Below are 19399 nucleotides of genomic sequence, written 5' to 3'. Positions count from 1 at the left end.
GCGATCCGCTTATCTCAGGAGACGCGGCGAAGGAAGGGGCGCGTACCGACCGGCACTTCGGTCAGGCCGACCGGCTGGTAGAACAGCGCCACTTCCGGCAGGCGATTTTCGATCAACGCCTGGCGGGTGGGCTCGTGCGTCACCACCAGAGCATTGAACCCGCAGCGGCGCATATGCGGAATCTGATCCTGCAGAACGTCGCCTACAGCCCTGATTTCACCGGCATATTTGTAGCGCTCGGCCAGCAGGCGCGCCGTCGAGTAGCCACGGCCGTCGCTGAAGGCCGGGAAGTTGATGGCGATCGAAGCAAAGCGGCCGAGGTCAGCTTCCACGTCTTCGACACGGTCGCCCGGCACGATCAGCAGCCCGAGGGGATGCTGCGTCGCCAGGAACGCGTCGCGATTGGCAAGAAACACCGGCAGCGGTACATGCTTGTAGCTGGCCGTCGCCGGGGTACTCTCTTCGGTCCATTCGTGGAACGGATCGGCTATGAAAGCCCCATCCTTCCACAGCGTATGGCGGGTTGCGGCGGTCATCGGCGAGGCGATCGCTCCGTTGAAATCGAAATGGATGCCGCACTCTTTCTTGTTGAGACCGCGCCACCGTCCGGCGCGCGGGTCCTCGCCTTCGGCAACCACCGAGGTGCAGGGCGCGCAGCCGATCGACTTGTAGCCTTTGGCATAGAGCGGATGCTCGGGCAAGTTGTGCTTCTGTCGATATTCGATGACGTCCGCGTCCGAGAAATAGGCCAGCGGATTGACCTTGATGCGATCGTCGCTGGTCAGCTCGAAATGCGGCAGCACGCCGCGCTCCTTGGTCTGGTAGCGCTTGCGGCCGGTGACCCAGCCACCATACTGCTCGGTAATGGGCTCTAGGGGCTCTGTCTTGCGGATGTGGCAGCAGGAATCGGGGTCGGTCTCCCAAAGGTCGCCATTGGGATCGAAGCGTTTCACGTCATCCGGATTGGGGTGGATGGCGTGGACATTGATCAGGCCCAGCGTCTTCTTGAGCGTCTCGACATAAGCCAGCGTCTCGGGGAAATGCTTGCCCGTTTCGAGGAAATAGACCGGCATGCTGGGATCGACCTGCGCCACCAGATGCAGCAATACGGACGAGTCGGCGCCGAACGACGAGACGATGGCCAGGTCACCCGGCAGAACATCGCTGACCGCGTAGCGCAGCACGCTGAGGGCGTCCATTTCGTCGAACATGCCGTTGAGGGCCAGGATGCCCAGCGCACGCAGCTTGTCGTGAGCGACGGGCGCCTGCGGCGCCAGCTTAGGCATTGCCATAGAGGGCCTCCTTGAACGGCGCCTCGCCCAGGCGGCGATAGGCGTCGATGAATGTCTCGTCGGCGCTGGTGCGCCGCGCAATATAGGTATCGACCAGCGTCTCGATGGCGCCGGGAACCTGCTCGGCCTCAAAGCCTGGCCCAATGATCTTGCCCACCGAAGCCTGCTCGGTGGCGTCGCCACCCAGCGTGATCTGATAGAGTTCGCCACCCTTCTTCTCGACGCCCAGAATGCCGATATGGCCGACATGGTGGTGGCCGCAGGCATTGATGCAGCCCGAAATCTTGATCTTGAGATCGCCGATCTCGGCCTGGCGCTTGGGCTCGGCGAACTTGCGCGAAATCTCCTGCGCGATCGGGATCGAGCGGGCATTGGCCAGGGCGCAGAAATCGAGGCCCGGGCAGCAGATCATGTCGGTGATCAGCCCCGTATTGCCCTCGGCGACGCCGGTGGCGACCAAGGCGTCGTAGACGGCGCGCAGATCGGCAATGGCGACATGGGGCAGCACGATGTTCTGCTCATGGGTCACGCGTAATTCGTCGAAGGCATAGCGCTCGGCAATATCGGCGATGTCGTCCATCTGCTTGTCGGTCGCGTCGCCGGGGGCGCCGCCAACGGGCTTGAGCGAAATGGTAACCGATGCATAGCCGGGTTCGCGGTGCGAATTGATGTTGTTGTCGAGCCAGCGGCCATAGGCAGGGTCGACGATGGATTCGTAGGCCACGTCGATCTTGGTCGCGGGCTGCACCTTGAACTGCGGCGGCGCGAAATAGGCGGTGATGCGGTCTACCTCTTCGGCCGGCAGGGTCAGCACGCCCCCGCGGACTTCGGCGAACTCGGCCTCGACCTGGCCCTTGATGGTCTCAAGCCCCTCTTCGTGCACCAGAATCTTGATGCGCGCCTTGTACTTGTTGTCCCGGCGGCCATAGCGGTTGTACACGCGCATGATCGACTCGAGGTAGGCCAGCAGATGCTCATTGGGCACGAAGCTGTTGATTAGCTTGCCAATCATCGGCGTACGGCCAAGGCCACCGCCGACCCAGACTTCCCAGCCGATTTCACCCGCGGCATTGGTCGCTGCCTGCAAACCGATATCGTGGAAGCGGATGGCGGCGCGGTCGTTCGGCGCGCCGGTAATGGCGATCTTGAACTTGCGCGGCAGGTACGAGAATTCCGGATGCAAGCTTGACCATTGCCGCAAGATTTCTGCGATCGGGCGCGGGTCGATGATCTCGTCGGCTGCGGCGCCGGCAAAATGGTCGGCGGTGACATTGCGGATGCAGTTGCCCGAGGTCTGGATGGCATGCATCTCGACCGAAGCCAGCTCTTCGAGGATCTTGGGGATGTCCTTGAGCTTGGGCCAGTTGAACTGAATGTTCTGCCGCGTCGTGAAGTGGCCATAGCCCCGGTCATAGGTCCGGGCGATGTGGGCAAACATGCGCATCTGCTTGGACGACAGCGTGCCGTAAGGCACTGCAATCCTGAGCATATAGGCATGCAGCTGCAGGTAGAGGCCGTTCATCAGCCGAAGCGGGCGGAACTGGTCCTCCGTCAGCTCGCCCGAAAGGCGGCGCTTGACCTGGTCGGAAAACTGCGCGGTGCGGCCCGCCACGAAAGCCGCGTCGAATTCGTCATATCGATACATGACCGTCCTCACCCAGGTGCTGGCGGTCGTAGATCTCGCCGTTCAAAGTCAGTGGCGCGGTAGGACCCGCCGCCCGAATACGTTCGCGCAGGCGCTTGGGGGTGATGACCCCCTGCTCAAGCGTCACTTCCTCGATCTCGAGGCTGATGACCCGTCCACCGGCCTTGGTCGCGGCAAGGGCCGCGTCACGCTCGGCAACCTCTTCCTTGGCGAAGAGGCGCGCGGCCTGCAGGTGCTCGACCCAGTTGTTGGCCTTGTCGAGGTACACAGTGGCCCCCGATGTCAGCTCGTTGCCCGTCAGAATTTCCATTTGCTGCTACGCTACCTTGAAGCTCATGCCGGCAAGTTGGGCGGCCTCCGCCCAATCGCCGGCCTCAACGGCTTCGCCTACAAAGATGATTGCCGGGCCGTCGCTGAACGAGACCTGACCGGCGGCGAGGGCAGAAAGCGTGCCCGAATAGGTAGACCTGTCGGCACGACCAGCATTGACCACGATGCCGACCGGCAAGGTCGGCGCGGCGCCGTGGCCAATCAGCCTTGTGGCCACCTCGGCCGAGACGGACTTGCCCATGTAAAGGGCCAGCGTCAGGCCGGATTGGGCCAGCGATGCCCAGTGGCGCAGGTCGCTGTCGTCAGCGCCATGCGCGGTCGCCATGATGAAGCCGCTCGACACGCCACGAAGTGTGACGGGCGTCGCCGTATCTGCGGCGGCAGCCAGCGCCGCGCTGATGCCGGGAACGATGCTGTAGTCGATCCCCGCCTTGCGCAGCGCCGAGATTTCTTCGCCGGCGCGGCCGAAAACCATCGGGTCACCGGACTTCAGGCGGGCTACGCGCTTGCCCTCATGGGCCAGCCGGACGATCAACGTGTTGATCTGGGCCTGCGAAAAGCTGTGGTGGCCCTTGGCCTTGCCGACATCGATCCGCTCGGCATCGCGGCGGCCCATGTCGACGACCACCGATGGCACGAGCTGGTCATGCACGATGACATCGGCTTCCTGCAGCAGCCGCTGGGCACGAAGGGTCAGCAGGTCTTCCGTGCCGGGGCCAGCGCCGATCAGCCACACGACACCCCTTGCCCCGGCCGATACGTGCTGGCTCAGCAGGGCATCCGCTGCTGCAGCGCCCTCGCCCTTGATCTCGGCAGCCTCTATCTCGGGGGAGGTCACGAGTGCCTCGTAGAAGCGGCGGCGGGCGGCGTTGTCGTGAATCAGGCTCTCAACCCGCTTGCGCAAGCCACCGGCAAGGCTCGCAATTTTGCCGATACGCGGCGATAGCATGGCCTCGATGCGAGCCCGCACCAGGCGCGCCAGCACGGGAGCATCGCCTTCGGTCGAGATGGCGACCGTCAGCGGGGCGCGGTCGACGATGGAGGGTGTGTAGAAGTCGCATTCCGCTGGCACATCGACGACGTTCAGGGGAATGCCTCGGGCCCGCGCTTCCGCCTTGGCCAACTCGGCATCAGCGCCCTCTTCCGCTATGAAGACCAGGGCGGCGCCATCAAGGTCCGCCGGCGAGAAGGCGCGCTCACGCACATCAACTTGGAAACCCTCGAACGAGGTTTCAATCTGACGGGAAATAATCACGACTTGTGCGGTCGTCTTAGTAACCAACCGGACCTTGTTGAGGGCTTCTTGTCCACCGCCGACGATGACGATGCGCTGACCCTGAACTTTGTAGCTCAACGGAAATGTGTTGAGTTGGCCCATTGGAATCCTAGTGGTGAGTGGCGAGAAAATAATCCAAACCAGCCCATTGCAACAAGGCGTTGAAATTCAATCGCTTTTATATTTCCCTGCGAGGGGTCCGCTTGGAATGTCCGGCGCAGCTTGCTGCCCGAGCCGCCAAATGAATCTTTCGCGGCCGCACTGATAGAATATTTTGCTTGCCAAGATGCGAATGGCCGGGCAGCCGGTGTGAAAGAGGGTCAATAAAGTGCTTCCAACGCTTGCCCGCCTCCTGGTCGCCCCCATCAGCCTGCTGGTGTGCCCTGGCGCCGCCTTCGCCCTGATGCCCCTGGCGCAGCCGGAACCATTCGCCGGCATCGACCCTGGCCGCTCCGAGACGTTTGTCGGGGCGTGGACGATCCGTATTCCCACCAGGGAGATGGGTATACCCGACACGGTCCTCGCGACATGCGAACGACCAGTGCGCATCAAAGCGGCGGACGAAACCCACATTTTCTATCTCGGCCCACGCGAGACCGAAGCCGACGCCGCGATGGAACTGCAAAGGCTCAACGAGGGCGCGATGTGGGAGCCTATCGCAGGCGGCCCAAGCTTCTTTGCCTTCTGGGTCGGCCAGGATCTGTTCTATCTCTACGACGAGGTCCCGCAGGTGGAGGCGGACTGGGGCTATCCTTACATCTATACCCGTTGCGCCAACGAAGACTGACCGTCTACGGGTCAGCCCTGGCGGCTTGGGACGTGCACGACGAGACCGTCCAGCGCGTCCTTGACCTTGATCTGGCAGCTCAGGCGGCTCTGCGCCTTCACGTCGAAGGCGAAGTCGAGCATGTCCTCTTCCATGTTCGAGGGTCCGCCAACCGTCTCGGTCCAGGCGTCATCGACGTAGACATGGCATGTCGCGCATGTGCAGGCGCCGCCGCATTCGGCGATGATGCCCGGAATGCCGTTCATGATGGCGGTTTCCATAACGGTCGCGCCGTTCTGGGCCTCTGTTTCAATACGCTGGCCGTCCTGCTGGACGAAGGTGATCTTGGTCATGGTGTCGATATAGGGGATGGGCGCCGGGTTTGGAAGGCAGGCTCTTACCTCGCCCCTCCGGGGAGAGGTCGACCCGCTAGGGTCGGGTGAGGGTTGTCTCCGCCAACATCGCGCCAAGAAAAGACCCCTCACCCGGCGGCGTTGCCCCTTACCTCTCCCCAGAGGGGCGAGGTAAGGGAGCCCCCTCTACAGCCCCAGCAACCCTTCGAGATAGTGCTTCTCGATGCCGAACATCGCCTTTACCTCGGCGATCTGCTTGAGCACGGCTTCGCGGTCGCGCCCGGCCCTTCCGTCCTTCTCGGCGACGATCAGGTTGTTCTTGGGCGTGTGCGCGTCCGATACGAATTCGAACACCTTGGTACGATAGCCGCTGAGTTCAAGCAGCAAGGCACGGAGCGTGTCCGTGACCATTTCGGCCTGCCGCTCAAGGAAGATGCCGTGCCGCAGCAGCACCTCGAGCTCGCTGGCCGGCTTGCCTGCTTCCATCTGGCGGCGGATCTGCTTGTGGCAGCAAGGGGCGACGGCGATCAGCGAAGCTCCGGCGCTAATGCCTTTAAAAATGGCGTCGTCGGTGGCGGTGTCGCAGGCGTGTAGCGCGATCACCGCATCGCTGCCGGATGCGTCATAGTCGAGAATGGTGCCCGATACGAACTTGAGGCCCGCAAACCCCGACGCCGCAGCGGTCGCATTTCCATCCGCTACAAGCTTGGCGCGCATCTCGACGCCGATCATTTCGGCCGGCCGCTTGGCAGCGTTCGCTAGGTAGTCGTAGAGCGCGAAATCGAGATAGCCCTTGCCGGCGCCCATATCGACGATGCGGGGCTTATCGGCCTTGATCGCTTGAATCAAAGGCGCGAAAATTTCGACCATCTTGTTGATTTGTCGAAACTTATCCTGCGCATCATTGCGCACCACGCCATCCTTGCCCGTGATCCCCAGGGCATGCAGATAGGGCTTGCCGGTTTCGGTCAGCGGGCGGTTCTTGGCGCGATCATGGTCGGTGGAGGGCGCGGCGCGGCCGGCCACTTCGGTGCGCTTCAGCCGCACCTTGTCGCCATTGCGCTCGAAGCTCAGGTCGAATTCCGACGTAGCGAGCTGGGCGCTGCGGAAGTCGTCCTTGAGCGCATTGCGCAGCTGGCCTAGTGCCTCGGGCTGAATGAAATTCTTGATGATGTCGCGCGTCTTGTAGTGGACGGTGAAGCTGAACTTCTCCACCCCCTTGGCCACGATCTTCTTGACGTCCACCGATTTGAGGTCCGGCTCGCCGCCATGATAGCCGCCCAGCTTGAGCTTGATCAGCGTGTTGCCGGCAAAGGCCGACTTCACTGCGGAGAGGAACTCCTCGATGCGTTCCGCGCTCAATGCCGTTCCTTCGTCGTGAGGAAGCGGATCTTGGGGAAATCCTGCTTGGCGCGGTCGGCCCACCAGGCGTTCTGCGCGAGAAATACGGGCGCGCCGGTCCGGTCCTCGGCCATGTTCATCTTCTGCGCGGTGATAAACCGGTCGAGCTCCTTGGGGTCGTCGCTCTCGACCCAGCGCGCGACTTCATAATTGAGGCTCTCGAAGGTGATCGGCACGCCATATTCCTTGGCGACGCGCGCGGAGAGCACTTCGAGCTGCAACTGCCCCACCACGCCCACGATCCAGTCGGCGCCGACCATGCGGCGGAACACCTGGGTGACCCCCTCCTCCGAAAGATCGCTCAGTGCCTTGGCCATCTGCTTGGTTTTCATCGCATCGGTCAGCCGTACGCGGCGGATGATTTCCGGAGCGAAATTCGGAATGCCGGTGACATTGACGGTGGCTCCTTCGGTCAGCGTATCGCCCACCGACAGCGTGCCGTGATTGGGAATGCCGACGATGTCGCCTGCCACCGCCTGCTCGGCCAGCTCGCGGTCATTGCCGAAGAAGAACATCGGGTTCGATACAGCCATGTCCTTGCCCGAGCGGACATTCTTGAGGCGCATGCCGCGGGTGAAAGTACCCGAGCAGAGACGGACAAAGGCGATACGGTCGCGGTGGTTGGCGTCCATATTCGCCTGCACCTTGAAGACGAACCCGGTGACCTTCTTGTCATTGGGCGCGATCGGCGCGGGGATTGCCGGTTGCGGACGCGGCTCAGGTCCCCATTCACCCAGCGTGCGCAACAATTCGGCTACGCCGATGCCCTTGAGCGCCGAGCCGAACAGCACCGGGCTCAGATGCCCGGCATGAAACGTTTCGAGATCGAACGGCGGCAGCATGGCGGTCGCCATTTCAAGCGTTTCCAGCGCCGTCATGAAAACCGGGTCCTCGACCAGGGTCTCGTTGTCCAGCAGGTCTTCAATCGCATCATAGTCGGCGACCGGCTTGCCTTGCGGGGAGAGCACGCGCTTCTCGAGCAGGTCGAGATAGCCGTGGAAGTCGACGCCCTGCCCGATCGGCCAGAGCACCGGCGTCAGGTCGAGCGCCAGCTTGCCCTGGATTTCGTCGATCAGGTCGAGGGGAGACAAACCCTCGCGGTCGACCTTATTGATAAACGTGATGATCGGGATATCCCGCAGCCGGCAGACTTCGAACAGCTTGAGCGTCTGCGATTCGATGCCCTTGGCGGCGTCGATCACCATGATGGCGGCGTCCACGGCAGTGAGCGTGCGATAGGTATCCTCGGAGAAGTCCGAGTGGCCGGGCGTATCGAGGAGGTTTAGCGTCAACCCGTCATAATCGAAGGTCATCACCGACGAGGTGATGGAAATGCCGCGCTGCTGCTCCATCTCCATCCAGTCCGAACGGGTTGAGCGCACGCCGGCTTTACCGCGCACGGCGCCGGCCTGCTGGATGGCGCCCGCAGCCGCCAGCAGGCGCTCGGTCAGCGTGGTCTTGCCGGCGTCCGGGTGCGAAATGATCGCAAAGGTACGACGGGTACGAAACGGCTCGGCGGTGGACCGGGGCGCAGCCTCGGCGGCGGTAGCTAGGGACATCGGAAACTGCTGGACTGTTGGGGCTGCGGCCTCCGAAAACCCAGGGCGCAGCACGTCAATATTGGGCGCTCTATAGGCTTTGACAACCGTGCGGTCAAACCGCCCGCCCCGCAATGCCCGCAACGTTGCGCCACAGGACCAGCCGGGCTAACCTCACGACGCAATCCGGCGGGGTCAATCTTGCATCAGCTCGAGCGGCGCGACGACGTCCACCCCCTGGTGGAGACCGTGACCCATAGCGTCTTTACCTCGACCGGTTCGGTGGAATTCCTGCCCGACCAGTGCTGGGACATCACCTTCATTCGCAATCGCCAGGGAACGTTCGTCCTGCGCACCGGGCTGACCACGCGCCCCATCCAGTTCGACGTGGAGCCGGGCGACGAGAACTTCACCATCGCCTTCAAGCCCTTCGCCTATATGCCGCTGATGCCGGGCGACGTCATGCGAGACGAGGGCGTGATGCTCGACATGGCGGGCCCCGACCGCTTCATGCTGGGCACGCAAAGCTTTGAAATCCCGCGCCTCGACAGCGTCGAGGATTTCGTGCGTCGCCTCGCTTCGACCGAGGCGGTGGGAGCCAACCGGCTGGTGGCCTCGGTAGTCTCGGGCCATCCCGACGCAGCAACCGAGCGCACGCTGCAACGGCACTTTCTCAAGACCACAGGACTGACGCTCAAGACCTATGGTCAGATCGCCCGCGCCCGCCGCGCCCTTACAATGCTGGGCGCCGGAACGCCGGCAGCCGAGGTCGCGTACGCCCTCGGCTATTCCGACCAACCCCACCTGATCCGCTCGCTGCGCACCTTCATGGGCACGACGCCCGGGCAGGTCGCCCGGGCGCCGAAGGGCAGCCTCAGCGCACCTGGCTGAAGAAGCTCCTGATATCGCCGATCAGCCCGTCGGTGGCGTCGATGGTGGCGAAGTGCCCGCCGCTCTCCATTTCGCTCCACTGCACGATATTGCTGAACGAGCGTTCGACGAAGGTGCGGACCGACCGGAAATCGTTGGGGAACGAGGCCACTGCCGTCGGCACCGCCGTCGGGATCTCACGATAGCCACCGCCGGTCTGGGTAGTCTCGAGGAAGAAGTTGCCCTGTTCGCTGCCGGTGTTGGTGAACCAGTAGATCGAGGCATTGGTCAGGAACAGTTCGCGATCCATGGTTGCGACCGCCTCGCCCTCGAAGCCGAAGAACAGCTCGGCATTCCAGGCCAACTGGGCGACCGGGGAATCCACCAGGCCATAGGCATGGGTGCCGGGGCGCTTGGACTGGATGTCGGCATAGCCGTTGTATTTCTGGAACTTCTCCAGATTGGCAAAGCCGGCCAGTTCGAACGGGCTGAGCTTGTCCATTTCGCCCGGGGCGCCGGACGGGAAGGCGAAGACCTGCTGCATGTGCACGCCGATCAAGCCTTCGGGAGCGAGGATCGCCAGTTCGCGCGTCACCAGTGCGCCGCCGTCGCCACCCTGGGCGCCATAGCGCTGGTAGCCCAGCCGCTTCATAAGCACATCCCAGGCCTTGGCAGTACGCACGGCTTCCCAGCCCGGTCCGGCGAGCGGCCGCGAGAACCCGTAGCCAGGCAACGAGGGGATCACCAGGTGAAAGGCCTGCGCACCGGGTTTGCCATGGGCGCTCGGATTGGTCAGCTGGTCGATGATGGGCAGAAATTCAACCACGCTCGACGGCCAGCCATGGGTCAGCACGAGCGGCACGGCATCGGCCTCGGGCGAGCGGACATGGAGGAAATGGATGGTCTGGCCATCGATCTCGGTCAGGAACTGCGGATAGGCGTTTAGCTTAGCCTCCCAGGCGCGCCAGTCATAGGAATTGAGCCACTGGCCCGCTAGCTCGCGGATGAGGGAAACGGGCTGGCCGCGGCTCCAATCGCCCGAGAAGGTCTCGGGAAACCGCGCCATGCGCAGGCGCAGGTGCAGGTCTTCGATGGCGGCGTCGTCGATAGCGATCTTGAAGGGGGTGATTGCGGTCATTTGTCGGTCCTCGCGGTTGCTGGCTTCGACCTCCGAAGCCTTGCCCCTGTTCTAGGGAAAGGCCTGATTTCGAGATTGAAGATTTCCGACAAAGAAGCCGGCGCGCGAACGCTGGCGTTCCGTTTCCTGGAGGGCTACTAACGTGATCCTCCAAGCCCTTCGGATGCCTCCATGCTCAGACCAGTCTATTTCGTCCTCGGCGTCCTGATGGTGGCCCTGGGGATTATCGGGATATTCGTCCCGCTGATGCCGACAACCACCTTCCTGATCCTGGCTGCATGGTGCTTCGCCCGCTCCTCCCGCCGCGCCGAGGCGTGGATATTGAACCATCCCAAATTCGGCCCACCCATTGTTGCCTGGCGGGAGCACCGGGCGATCGCGCGGCGTTATAAGTTTATGTCGATCGGCGGAATGGCTTTGGGGATGGCGCTGTTTGTATTGACCGCACATCCGGCGTGGTGGGTCGCCGGACTTGTGGCGCTGGTGCTGATCGGCCTGGCGGCCTATGTCGGCACCCGCCCCGAACCCGGACCAGCCCTTCTCGATGACGACAAGAGCGCACTGAGTTAATATAGTTTAACGCGCCCGCCGGCGAACTTCGCTAGGGTCCCAACTCGCGGCCAAGGCCGGCACCCACGAAAGTTGCCATGAACGAGCCTTTCTCTGCCCATTTGTCTGCCTGCGACCTGGAACCGATCCACATTCCCGGTTCCATCCAGCCCTATGGCGTGATGCTGATCGTCAACGATCAGGGTGTGATCGTTGGCTATGCGGGCGATGCGGGCAACGTATTGGACCAGTCACTGGAAAGCGTCTTCGGCCAGAGCGCTGCACAGGTGGCGGCCGGCTTGACGGACGGCGCGGTTGGCGTCGTGATCGGTGCAAGCCTCCACGGCCAGAAGCGGGATGCGATTGCTTATCGCAGTGGCGAACACCTGGTCGTCGAGCTGACCGAACAGAAAGACGGAACAAATCTCGACGCCGCCTTCCTGTGGCAGATGGAGGAACTCGGCGCTACCCTGGAGCGGTCGACGTCACTGGCGGACCTTTCGGCACAGGCCGCCCGGATATTCCAGACGCTTACCGGATATAGCCGGGTCTTGATCTATCAGTTCGTCGATGACGAAGCTGGAGTCGTATTGGGCGAAGCGATCGCGGACGGCACCGCAAGCTTCATGAACCATCATTTTCCCGCCTCCGACATTCCGCGCCAGGCCCGCGCGCTCTACATCCGAAACAAGGTCCGTGTGATCGCCGACGTGCATTACACTCCCGCACCGGTCGTCAGCGCCAGCAGCGACCTGCAAACGATCGACATGAGCGACTCCATGCTGCGCAGCGTGTCGCCGGTCCACATCCAGTATCTCAAGAACATGGGGGTTGCAGCGTCCGCCTCGATGTCGATCGTCAAGGACGGCATTCTCTGGGGCCTGGTCGCTTGTCACCACCACGAGCCGCGCAACCTGTCTCTCACCACCCGCCTCGCCTGCCAGGCCACTGCGACGGTGCTGGCCCGCCAGGTCAAGGCACGGGAGGACAGCGACCTCTATCGCGAGCGCATCCGGCTGCGGTCACAGGAAGATGTCGTGCTCAGCAAGCTGGGGGCGGATGACAGTCTGGAGGATTTTTTCGCGCGCTCCGGCGACTCGATTGCCGCACTGCTGCAGGCCGATGGATTTGCCGCAGTTCAGGGTGACGACCTGTTCTGTTCGGGCAATTGTCCCGACCCCATCGACGTTCGTGCCATAGCGGAGCATGTGCGGCGGCCTGCCGCCATCAAGCCCTTTGTGACGAGCAGCCTGCAAAGCCAGATGCCGGCGGCCTCAGAATTCACGAACATTGCCAGCGGTCTGTTGGCGGTGACCATGTCTACCGAAGTGCCGACCATCCTGATGTGGTTCCGCGCCGAACAGTTGCAGACGGTCAAATGGGCGGGCAATCCACACAAGGATGTCGCGCACAACGCCGAGGAACAACTCACCCCGCGCGCCTCGTTCGAAGCATGGTCGGAAAGTGTCAGCGGCACATCGCGCGACTGGTCGATTGCCGAAGCAGAGTCGGCCAGCCGGATCGTGCGCCTGATGCTGGAGTCGCGGAACAATCGCCGCATGCGTCAGCTCAACAAGGAACTGACCACGACGCTCAAGGAAAACGACATCCTGATCCAGCAGAAGGACTTCCTGCTCAAGGAGGTCAATCACCGCGTGCAGAACAGCCTGTCCCTGGTTTCCGCCTTCCTTCGCATGCAGGCGCGTGACGCCGACGAACAGGTGAAGTCACAGCTGGAGCAGGCCGAGCATCGGCTTATGGCTGTCGGCCTGGTACACCGCCGGCTTTATCAGGACGACAGTGTGGAGATCATCGACCTGTCGCGCTACCTGGGGGAACTGGTCTCCGAGTTACAGAGCTCGATCGATGCAAGGTGGGCCTCCCAGATGCAGCTCGATCTGGCACCCATCCTGATTACCACCGATCGCGCTGTCAGCCTGGGACTGGTCCTCAACGAGGTGATCATCAACGCCACCAAATATGCCTATGGCGACGGAACGGGCCCGATCCAGGTGCTGCTCGAACAGCATCGCGCCAGCCTGCGCCTGGTGGTAGCCGATCGCGGCAAGGGGCATGGCGGCAAGACCGAGGGCACCGGCTTTGGCTCTCGCATGCTAACCGCACTGATCCAGAGACTGGGTGGCACGATCGACATGGAAGACAACAGGCCCGGAATGCGCGTTGTCGTCACGGCGCCGATCGAGGCGGACTAGGCTAGGCCGGTTCGTTGCTCAGCAGGCGGGTTATGAAGCTGCGGACTTCCTCGATGGCCATCCCCAGGTCGGCAAGGCGTTCGGTGGTCAGGGGCCGGCCGGCCTGCATCTCGGCTTCGCAGCCCTTGGCAAGATCGGCGATGGTCCAGGCTCCCACGCCGCTGGCGGCACCCTTGATGGAATGAAGGTTGAGGGCCAGGTCATCGTAGCTGGCTGCCAGTTGGAGGCGTCCCAGATAGGTTTTGACCGTGGTGTCAAAGAGCCGAAGGATCTCGTATTCGAGATTTTCGTCACCAAGGCATTGCTTGGCCAGGTGCACGAGATCAATGGGGCGCATCGCCCTGGCATAGGCTACCTGGTCGACCTTTCCGGCCGCTGCTGCTCGCTGCGCCATTCTGGCGGCTCCTTCACTGCTGCGGCGACGCGTCCAAACACGAGGGACAATGCCACGGAAAGAAGCCTAGAACGGCCGGGTGAATAGCTGATTAAGCCACATCTTCGCCGTTCTTTGGCGCTTGTGATGCGCGCCATCTCCCCAGGAAATTAACCTTTGGGTAAGATTGCGCTCGGTTTAGCTCAAATTGAATGTATTAATGTGGTTTAAGCCAGCGCGCGGCGGCGAGGGTGGAGGAACGATGCGAGGCATTTGCATCGAATTGTTTCCATATGACCACAGGCCCGGAAACGGGTGCGGAGTCATACCAACTCCCGAAGTCCGCCTTGTTGCTGTGAAGCCGACGCGAGAGTTGTAAAGAGTATGGCGAAGAACCCGACCCCCCAAAACGATCCCGCCGCGCTGGCCTTCTCAGCCGTCGAAGACGCCCTCAAGGAATCGGTGTTCAGCCTGGACAGTACGCCGCAGCAGGCGCCGGAACGCCGGCCGCTGGAGAATGCACGTTCCGAGCGCCTGCGCGCCGCCGACAAAATCGCCCAGCAGGCGGGCAGCGTCGCCAATGACGACCGCTTCCCCACGTCCAAGATTCTCTACAATCTTCAGAACCGTTCCTCGGCTGCGCCGACCTGGATCGCCCTGGTGCTGTCCGTGGTGTGGATTGCCGTGGCCGGCGCTGTCGCGTGGCTGCGCTATGGCGCCCAGCTGGGCAATTTCGGCAGCTTCGTCGGCACCATCGATTTCATCGGCCTCGTCGCCATCCTGTTCCTGCCGGTGCTCGGCTTCTTCGCCGTCGCCACTCTGTTCCGTCGCGCGCAGGACCTGCGCAATGCGGCATCCTCGATCACCCAGGCCGCGATTCGGCTCGCCGAGCCCGAAGTCACCGCCGCCGACAAGGTCGCCTCGGTTGGCCAGGCCGTGCGCCGCGAGGTCAATGCGCTGGGCGATGGCCTGGAGCGGGCCCTCTCGCGCGCGGGCGAACTCGAAGTGATGATTCATAACGAGGTCACCGCTCTCGAACGTACCTATTCGGACAACGAGTCGCGCATGCGTGCGCTCATCGCTGAATTGGCCAGCCAGCGCGAAAGCGTGCTCACCAATACCGAGCGCGTGCGTGAAGCAATCACCGAGAGTCATACGGGCCTGGTATTCGACCTCGATATGATCAGCCAGCGCATTGCCGGCACGATCGTGGAAAGCGGCGGCAACCTGACCCGCGCCCTTGAGACCGCCGGTAACACGCTGACCAATACCTTTGGCGAGCGTACCGAGAATTTTGTCTCGCTGGTCGACAACCGAACCACGGACTTTATTTCTTCGCTGGATGAAAGCGCCAACCGCCTCGCCCTCACTTTCGAGGACCAGACCGGCGCCATGGCCCGCACGCTCGATGCGCGCGCTGCCGAGCTCAATGCTGGCGTCGAAAGCCGCATCGCAACCCTGACCGATGCGCTCGACGCGCATTCGTTGTCCATCGGCAATGCCATCGACTCGCGCACACACCTGATCGAAGAGCGCACGGCGGCCCTTACAGGTTCGTTCGAAGAGCGCACCGGCGCCATTACCGGCCTGCTGGAGTCGCGCACCAGTGAACTGACCGCCGCGCTCGACGAGCGCACCGCCAACCTCTCGACTTTGCTGACCGAGGGCGGGGCATCCCTGCTCGAGCAGCTGCGCGAACGCGGTCACCAGGTGACCGGTGGCCTCGACATGATCGGCCAGCGGATTGCCGATGACATTTCCGCCCGCTCGCGTGAAGCCGAAGTCCTGCTCAATGCGCTGACGCGCCAGCTCGACGAGTCGGTTTCCATCCAGCTCAACGCCATGGACAGCCGCCTGCAATCGGCGGTGATCGAAATCAACGGCGCGCTCGACGACACCTCCGAACGGGCCCGCATCACGCTGGCCACGGCCGGCCAGGATTCCCTGAGCCAGTTCGATGCCCGCCTCAACGAAATCGCCGCCATCCTCGACACCCGCCTGCACACGCTGGACAATGTCATCGGCGACAAGGGCGACAGCCTGATCGAGCGGCTCGACGCCCAGAGCACCAGCTTTGCCGCCCGCGCCAATGTGCTGGAAATGGCGCTCAACGAGGAGTCCGGCCGCTTCAACGACGTGGTGGCCGAACGCACCCGCGAGATGGGTGAAGTGCTCGGCGCCCGCACGAAGGCCATCACCGAGAGCCTCACCAACCGTACCAGGGAAATTTCGGACTCGCTGGAAGGCCATGCCGGCATCATTGCCGAGGCGCTCGATGGCCGTACCAAGGCGATCGACGAAATCCTCGCCGCCCGCACCAGCGAACTGGGCAGCACCATCGAGACGCGCGCGCTGGAGCTCGATGAAACCCTCGCCAGCCGCAGCCGCGACATGGGCGAAGCCATCCGCGTGCGGAGCCAGGAACTGGGCGAGACCCTGACCAGCAGCACCGGCGCCTTCGACCAGGCCATTGCCGGCCGTACCCAACGCCTTGCCGACACCCTGTCGGAAAAGACGACCGCGCTGTCGCTCGAACTCGACACCCGCACCGGAACCCTCGCCACCCAGCTGGACGAACGCACCGACGCGCTGGTCTCCCAGCTCAGTGAACGCACCACTATCTTGACCGGCGAGCTGGACAGCCGCGGCAGCGAACTGCGCGCCGCGCTCGATAGCGGTACCCAGCAGCTTGCACAGGCTGTCGGCACCCGCACCCAGCAGCTTTCCGACGCCCTTGGCAGCCGCACCCAGGCCCTCAGCGACACGCTGGCCACCCACACCACTTCCATCGGGGAAACCATTGGCCTGCGCACGGCCGAGCTGGCCGAGACGATCTCCCAGCAGGGCGAGGAAGCCCGTGCCAAGATCGACGGCTCGCTGCGCCTGGCGACCGACACGATGGGCGAGCGTGTGGGCAGCATGTCGGCGCTGATCGCCGACAAGGTGAACGAACTTAACAACAACCTGGGCACCGGCCTCGACAATGCCATCGCGCGTATTTCCGACGCCGAGCACGGGGTCACCGCTCGCATCGACCAGGCCAGTGCAACCGTCGGCGAGAGTGCTCGCCGGGCCGCCGAGCTCATCGAGACCGGCGTCAATTCGGCCCGCCAGGCCATCAGCGACATGGTCGACCAGCGCCTGGGCACCCTGCCCGAGGCCATCACCGCCCGCGCCGATATCACGGCCGAGCGCCTCGCCGCGCTCAATGCCACCATCAATACCTCGATCACCCAGTCGATGGCCGACCTCGAGGCCGGCGCCGACCGGATCGAGGAAACCATTGCCACCCGCATCACCGCGGCGACGCAGAATATTTCCTCGGACATCACCAACACCGCCAACCGCATGGACAGCGCCGTGCGCACCGCGCTCGAACAGATCCGCGTCGCGGCCTCCGATATCGACCAGTTGCTCACGGTCAAGGCCGTGGACGCGGTGGACACCATCGAGAACCGCCTCAGCGGCATCAATCGTTCGGTGGAGCAGCACACCAATGCCTTTGCGGCTTTGGTGACCGAGAAGTCCGAGCAGTTGCAGGGCGCCCTGGCCAGCCATGGCAACCTGCTGCGCGACGCGCTGGGCGAGAATGCCCGCGAAGCCGAAGCCATCATGGCCGTCTCGACCTCGCGCATCCTCACCGACGTCACCGCTGCCCTGGGCAAGCTGAACGACAGCAACCTGCTGCTGCAGCGCGTGCTTGATGCCTCGACGGCAAACCTCGCCAATCTCGAGACCTCGGTTGCCCAGCAGACCCAGACCTATTCGACCACGGTACGCGATGCCATCGGCCAGACCGAGCAGGCCGGCGCCATGGTCAGCCAGCACGTGGCGGCCCTGCAGGCCACCATTCGCGGCATGGTGGACGAGTTCTCGAGCGTGCTCGGCCGGCTTGATGCCGAGGCCGCGAACATGACACAGGCCTCCACTGCCCTGGCCCTTACCAGCGACGACGCACTCCAGACGCTCGAGGATCGCCGCAGCGCCATGGATGCGCTGGCCCAGAGCTTCGCCTCCCGCGCCGACGACATCGACGGTCGCATGCGCCTCTTCGCGCAGTCGATCGCCGACACGGTCAACGACACGGAACGCCGCCTGATCGGCGCCCGCCGCGCCATGGACGAGGCCCTCACGGCCACGACAGGCACCGTCGTGCAGACCCTGGAACAGACCACCGGCACCATCACCGAGGCGATCAAGTCGTCGACCAATGATGTCAGCGACGCGCTCTATGCCACCAATGAGCGCTTCACCTCGACCCTGGCCTCCAATGCCGGACAGGTCGACAATGCGGTACAGCGCGCTGCCGAAGCCGCCGCTGCTGCCCTCAACCAGACCGCATCCTCCGTGCGGCTTGCGCTTAGCGACCAGGCCGCCCAGGTCAACAATGCGCTCGAAGACAATGCCAATAAGGTCAGCGACGTACTGGCTGCCACCGCCGGCAACGTCACCGACGTGCTCAACACCACCACCTCGACCCTGGCTGACACCATCGCCGACAGCTCGGTTTCGGTGCGCAATGCCATCGCCGCCAATACCGGCCAGTTGCGCAACGCCATCGACCAGACCACCGGGACCTTCCGGCAGGCCCTGGACGAAACGTCGGGCGAAGTGACCAACCGCCTGGGCGAATTCCGGGGTGCCGCCGACGCGGAGGGCCGCCGTGCCAATGCGGCGCTCCAGCAGGCGCAGCAGATGATGGTCGCCGAGATGCAGCGCGCCATCGAGGAAGCCACCAAGCGCTTCAACGACACGGCCCAGGCCATGCGCGAAACGGCCCGCGAAGTGGGCAGCGAACTCGAAGCCACCCGTGCCGAACTGGCCCGCGGCGTCAACGAACTGCCTGAGGAAACCCGCGCTAGCGCCGCTGCAATGCGCCGCGTGGTGGCCGAACAGATCGAGGCTCTCAGCGAGCTCAACGCCATCGTGCGCAGCCAGCCGGCCACGCATGACCTCAACGATCGCCGTCCCCCGCGCCCTGCCCTGCGCGCCGAGCCCCGCAACGAGCCGCCGGCCTACCAGCCGCCGCGCCAGCCGGAACCCGTCCGCGAGACCTATCGCGAGGCCCCGGCACGCCAGGCATCGACGCTGGTCGACCCGATCCGTGCCACCGAGCCGGTGCGCCGCCCTGAACCGGTGCGCCAGCAGGAGCCGGTTCGCCAGCCTGAACCACAGCCAGTGCGCCAGCCGGAACCTCAGCCGGTCGCCCAGGCTGAGCCCGAGGCACCCGCGCCGACGGAGAATGGGGGCTGGCTGCGCGATGTGCTGCGCAACGCCACGGCAAAGCAGCAGAGTGCCCAGCCGCAGCAGCAGACAGGCCTGTCGGGCCTGACCGAAGAGATCGCCCACGCCATCGACGACGGTGCGCTCGCTGACGCCTGGGCCCGTTACCAGGCCGGCGAATCCAACGTGTTCTCGCGCCGGATCTACACCCTGGCCGGCCAGGGAACCTATGACGACGTCCGCAAGAAACTGCAGCGCGAGCCGGAATTTGCTCGTACCGCTCAGGCCTATATGAGCGAGTTCGAGCAGCTGCTGAAGCGCGCCGCCGCGGGCCCCCACCCGGCCGCCGAGACCCGCGAATACCTGCTGAGCGATCGCGGCAAGGTCTACACAACCCTCGCCCATGCCAGCGGGCGGTTGAGTTAAGGTTCG

14 protein-coding genes are annotated in these 19399 nt (G+C 63.7%); 5 read left to right on the top strand and 9 right to left on the bottom strand.

Features of this window, described 5'->3' with window-relative positions:
- Positions 1-14: 14 nt before the first annotated feature.
- From JI749_RS09580 to cysG, 4 genes are read right to left on the bottom strand one after another with little or no spacing between them, the layout of a single operon-like run.
- Complete coding sequence (locus JI749_RS09580; RefSeq protein ID WP_201652688.1) at positions 15-1292, bottom strand: phosphoadenylyl-sulfate reductase; 1278 nt, start codon at positions 1290-1292, stop codon at positions 15-17.
- On the bottom strand, positions 1279-2937 hold the full coding sequence (locus JI749_RS09575; protein WP_201652685.1) for a nitrite/sulfite reductase: 1659 nt from the start codon (positions 2935-2937) through the stop codon (positions 1279-1281). The genes JI749_RS09580 and JI749_RS09575 overlap by 14 nt, the downstream gene beginning before the upstream one ends.
- On the bottom strand, positions 2924-3247 hold the full coding sequence (locus tag JI749_RS09570) for a DUF2849 domain-containing protein (protein ID WP_201652682.1): 324 nt from the start codon (positions 3245-3247) through the stop codon (positions 2924-2926). Before JI749_RS09570 ends, JI749_RS09575 begins: the two co-directional genes overlap by 14 nt.
- Positions 3248-3253: 6 nt before the next feature.
- Positions 3254-4645 carry a siroheme synthase CysG gene (gene cysG, locus JI749_RS09565; RefSeq protein WP_201652679.1) on the bottom strand — a complete coding sequence of 464 codons (1392 nt, stop codon included), beginning with the start codon at positions 4643-4645 and terminating at the stop codon, positions 3254-3256.
- A 226-nt stretch (positions 4646-4871) separates the two neighbouring features.
- Between cysG and JI749_RS09560 the strand changes: the two genes are divergently transcribed.
- On the top strand, positions 4872-5330 hold the full coding sequence (locus tag JI749_RS09560) for a hypothetical protein (RefSeq protein ID WP_201652676.1): 459 nt from the start codon (positions 4872-4874) through the stop codon (positions 5328-5330).
- An 11-nt stretch (positions 5331-5341) separates the two neighbouring features.
- Here JI749_RS09560 and JI749_RS09555 read toward each other — a convergent pair whose 3' ends face one another.
- The 3 genes from JI749_RS09555 to JI749_RS09545 form a co-directional block, all read right to left on the bottom strand.
- A complete protein-coding gene (locus tag JI749_RS09555) occupies positions 5342-5662 on the bottom strand; it encodes a 2Fe-2S iron-sulfur cluster-binding protein (RefSeq protein ID WP_201652673.1) in 321 nt (106 codons plus the stop codon).
- 186 nt (positions 5663-5848) lie between these two features.
- The gene (locus JI749_RS09550; RefSeq protein WP_201652670.1) at positions 5849-7024 is read right to left on the bottom strand and encodes a class I SAM-dependent methyltransferase; all 1176 of its coding nucleotides are present in this window, start codon (positions 7022-7024) and stop codon (positions 5849-5851) included.
- Positions 7021-8622: a peptide chain release factor 3 gene (locus JI749_RS09545; RefSeq protein ID WP_201652667.1), complete on the bottom strand. Its 1602-nt coding sequence runs from the start codon at positions 8620-8622 to the stop codon at positions 7021-7023. Before JI749_RS09545 ends, JI749_RS09550 begins: the two co-directional genes overlap by 4 nt.
- Before the next feature lie 180 nt (positions 8623-8802).
- Here JI749_RS09545 and JI749_RS09540 point away from each other — a divergent pair, with 180 nt between their 5' ends.
- Positions 8803-9492: a helix-turn-helix domain-containing protein gene (locus JI749_RS09540; RefSeq protein ID WP_201652665.1), complete on the top strand. Its 690-nt coding sequence runs from the start codon at positions 8803-8805 to the stop codon at positions 9490-9492.
- Here JI749_RS09540 and JI749_RS09535 read toward each other — a convergent pair.
- Positions 9476-10609 carry an epoxide hydrolase family protein gene (locus JI749_RS09535; protein ID WP_201652661.1) on the bottom strand — a complete coding sequence of 378 codons (1134 nt, stop codon included), beginning with the start codon at positions 10607-10609 and terminating at the stop codon, positions 9476-9478. The two genes, JI749_RS09540 and JI749_RS09535, sit on opposite strands and share 17 nt — an antisense overlap.
- Positions 10610-10780: 171 nt before the next feature.
- On the opposite strand from JI749_RS09535, the gene JI749_RS09530 reads away from it, so the two are divergent.
- Both JI749_RS09530 and JI749_RS09525 read left to right on the top strand, forming a co-directional pair.
- Entirely contained in the window at positions 10781-11179 is a 399-nt protein-coding gene (locus JI749_RS09530; RefSeq protein WP_201652658.1) for a YbaN family protein, read from the top strand.
- 77 nt (positions 11180-11256) lie between these two features.
- Complete coding sequence (locus tag JI749_RS09525) at positions 11257-13371, top strand: histidine kinase dimerization/phosphoacceptor domain -containing protein (RefSeq protein WP_201652655.1); 2115 nt, start codon at positions 11257-11259, stop codon at positions 13369-13371.
- Position 13372: 1 nt separating this feature from the next.
- On the opposite strand, the gene JI749_RS09520 is transcribed toward JI749_RS09525, so the two are convergent.
- Complete coding sequence (locus JI749_RS09520; protein WP_201652652.1) at positions 13373-13765, bottom strand: Hpt domain-containing protein; 393 nt, start codon at positions 13763-13765, stop codon at positions 13373-13375.
- A 363-nt stretch (positions 13766-14128) separates the two neighbouring features.
- Here JI749_RS09520 and JI749_RS09515 point away from each other — a divergent pair, with 363 nt between their 5' ends.
- Entirely contained in the window at positions 14129-19393 is a 5265-nt protein-coding gene (locus tag JI749_RS09515; protein ID WP_201652649.1) for an apolipoprotein A-IV repeat region-like domain-containing protein, read from the top strand.
- The last annotated feature ends 6 nt before the right edge of the window (positions 19394-19399 follow it).

The organism is Devosia oryziradicis (assembly GCF_016698645.1).
In the GTDB taxonomy this organism is placed as follows: Bacteria; Pseudomonadota; Alphaproteobacteria; order Rhizobiales; family Devosiaceae; genus Devosia; species Devosia oryziradicis.
This window is presented reverse-complemented; position numbering and strand designations above follow the sequence as displayed.

What these genes read in the sequence shown, in the direction of transcription:
- JI749_RS09580 (WP_201652688.1), bottom strand. Translation starts at nt 1,292, where the DNA reads ATGGCAATGCCTAAGCTGGCGCCGCAGGCGCCCGTCGCTCACGACAAG.
- JI749_RS09575 (WP_201652685.1), bottom strand. Translation starts at nt 2,937, where the DNA reads ATGTATCGATATGACGAATTCGACGCGGCTTTCGTGGCGGGCCGCACC.
- JI749_RS09570 (WP_201652682.1), bottom strand. Translation starts at nt 3,247, where the DNA reads ATGGAAATTCTGACGGGCAACGAGCTGACATCGGGGGCCACTGTGTAC.
- cysG (WP_201652679.1), bottom strand. Translation starts at nt 4,645, where the DNA reads ATGGGCCAACTCAACACATTTCCGTTGAGCTACAAAGTTCAGGGTCAG.
- JI749_RS09555 (WP_201652673.1), bottom strand. Translation starts at nt 5,662, where the DNA reads ATGACCAAGATCACCTTCGTCCAGCAGGACGGCCAGCGTATTGAAACA.
- JI749_RS09545 (WP_201652667.1), bottom strand. Translation starts at nt 8,622, where the DNA reads ATGTCCCTAGCTACCGCCGCCGAGGCTGCGCCCCGGTCCACCGCCGAG.
- JI749_RS09535 (WP_201652661.1), bottom strand. Translation starts at nt 10,609, where the DNA reads ATGACCGCAATCACCCCCTTCAAGATCGCTATCGACGACGCCGCCATC.
- JI749_RS09530 (WP_201652658.1), top strand. Translation starts at nt 10,781, where the DNA reads ATGCTCAGACCAGTCTATTTCGTCCTCGGCGTCCTGATGGTGGCCCTG.
- JI749_RS09525 (WP_201652655.1), top strand. Translation starts at nt 11,257, where the DNA reads ATGAACGAGCCTTTCTCTGCCCATTTGTCTGCCTGCGACCTGGAACCG.
- JI749_RS09520 (WP_201652652.1), bottom strand. Translation starts at nt 13,765, where the DNA reads ATGGCGCAGCGAGCAGCAGCGGCCGGAAAGGTCGACCAGGTAGCCTAT.
- JI749_RS09515 (WP_201652649.1), top strand. Translation starts at nt 14,129, where the DNA reads ATGGCGAAGAACCCGACCCCCCAAAACGATCCCGCCGCGCTGGCCTTC.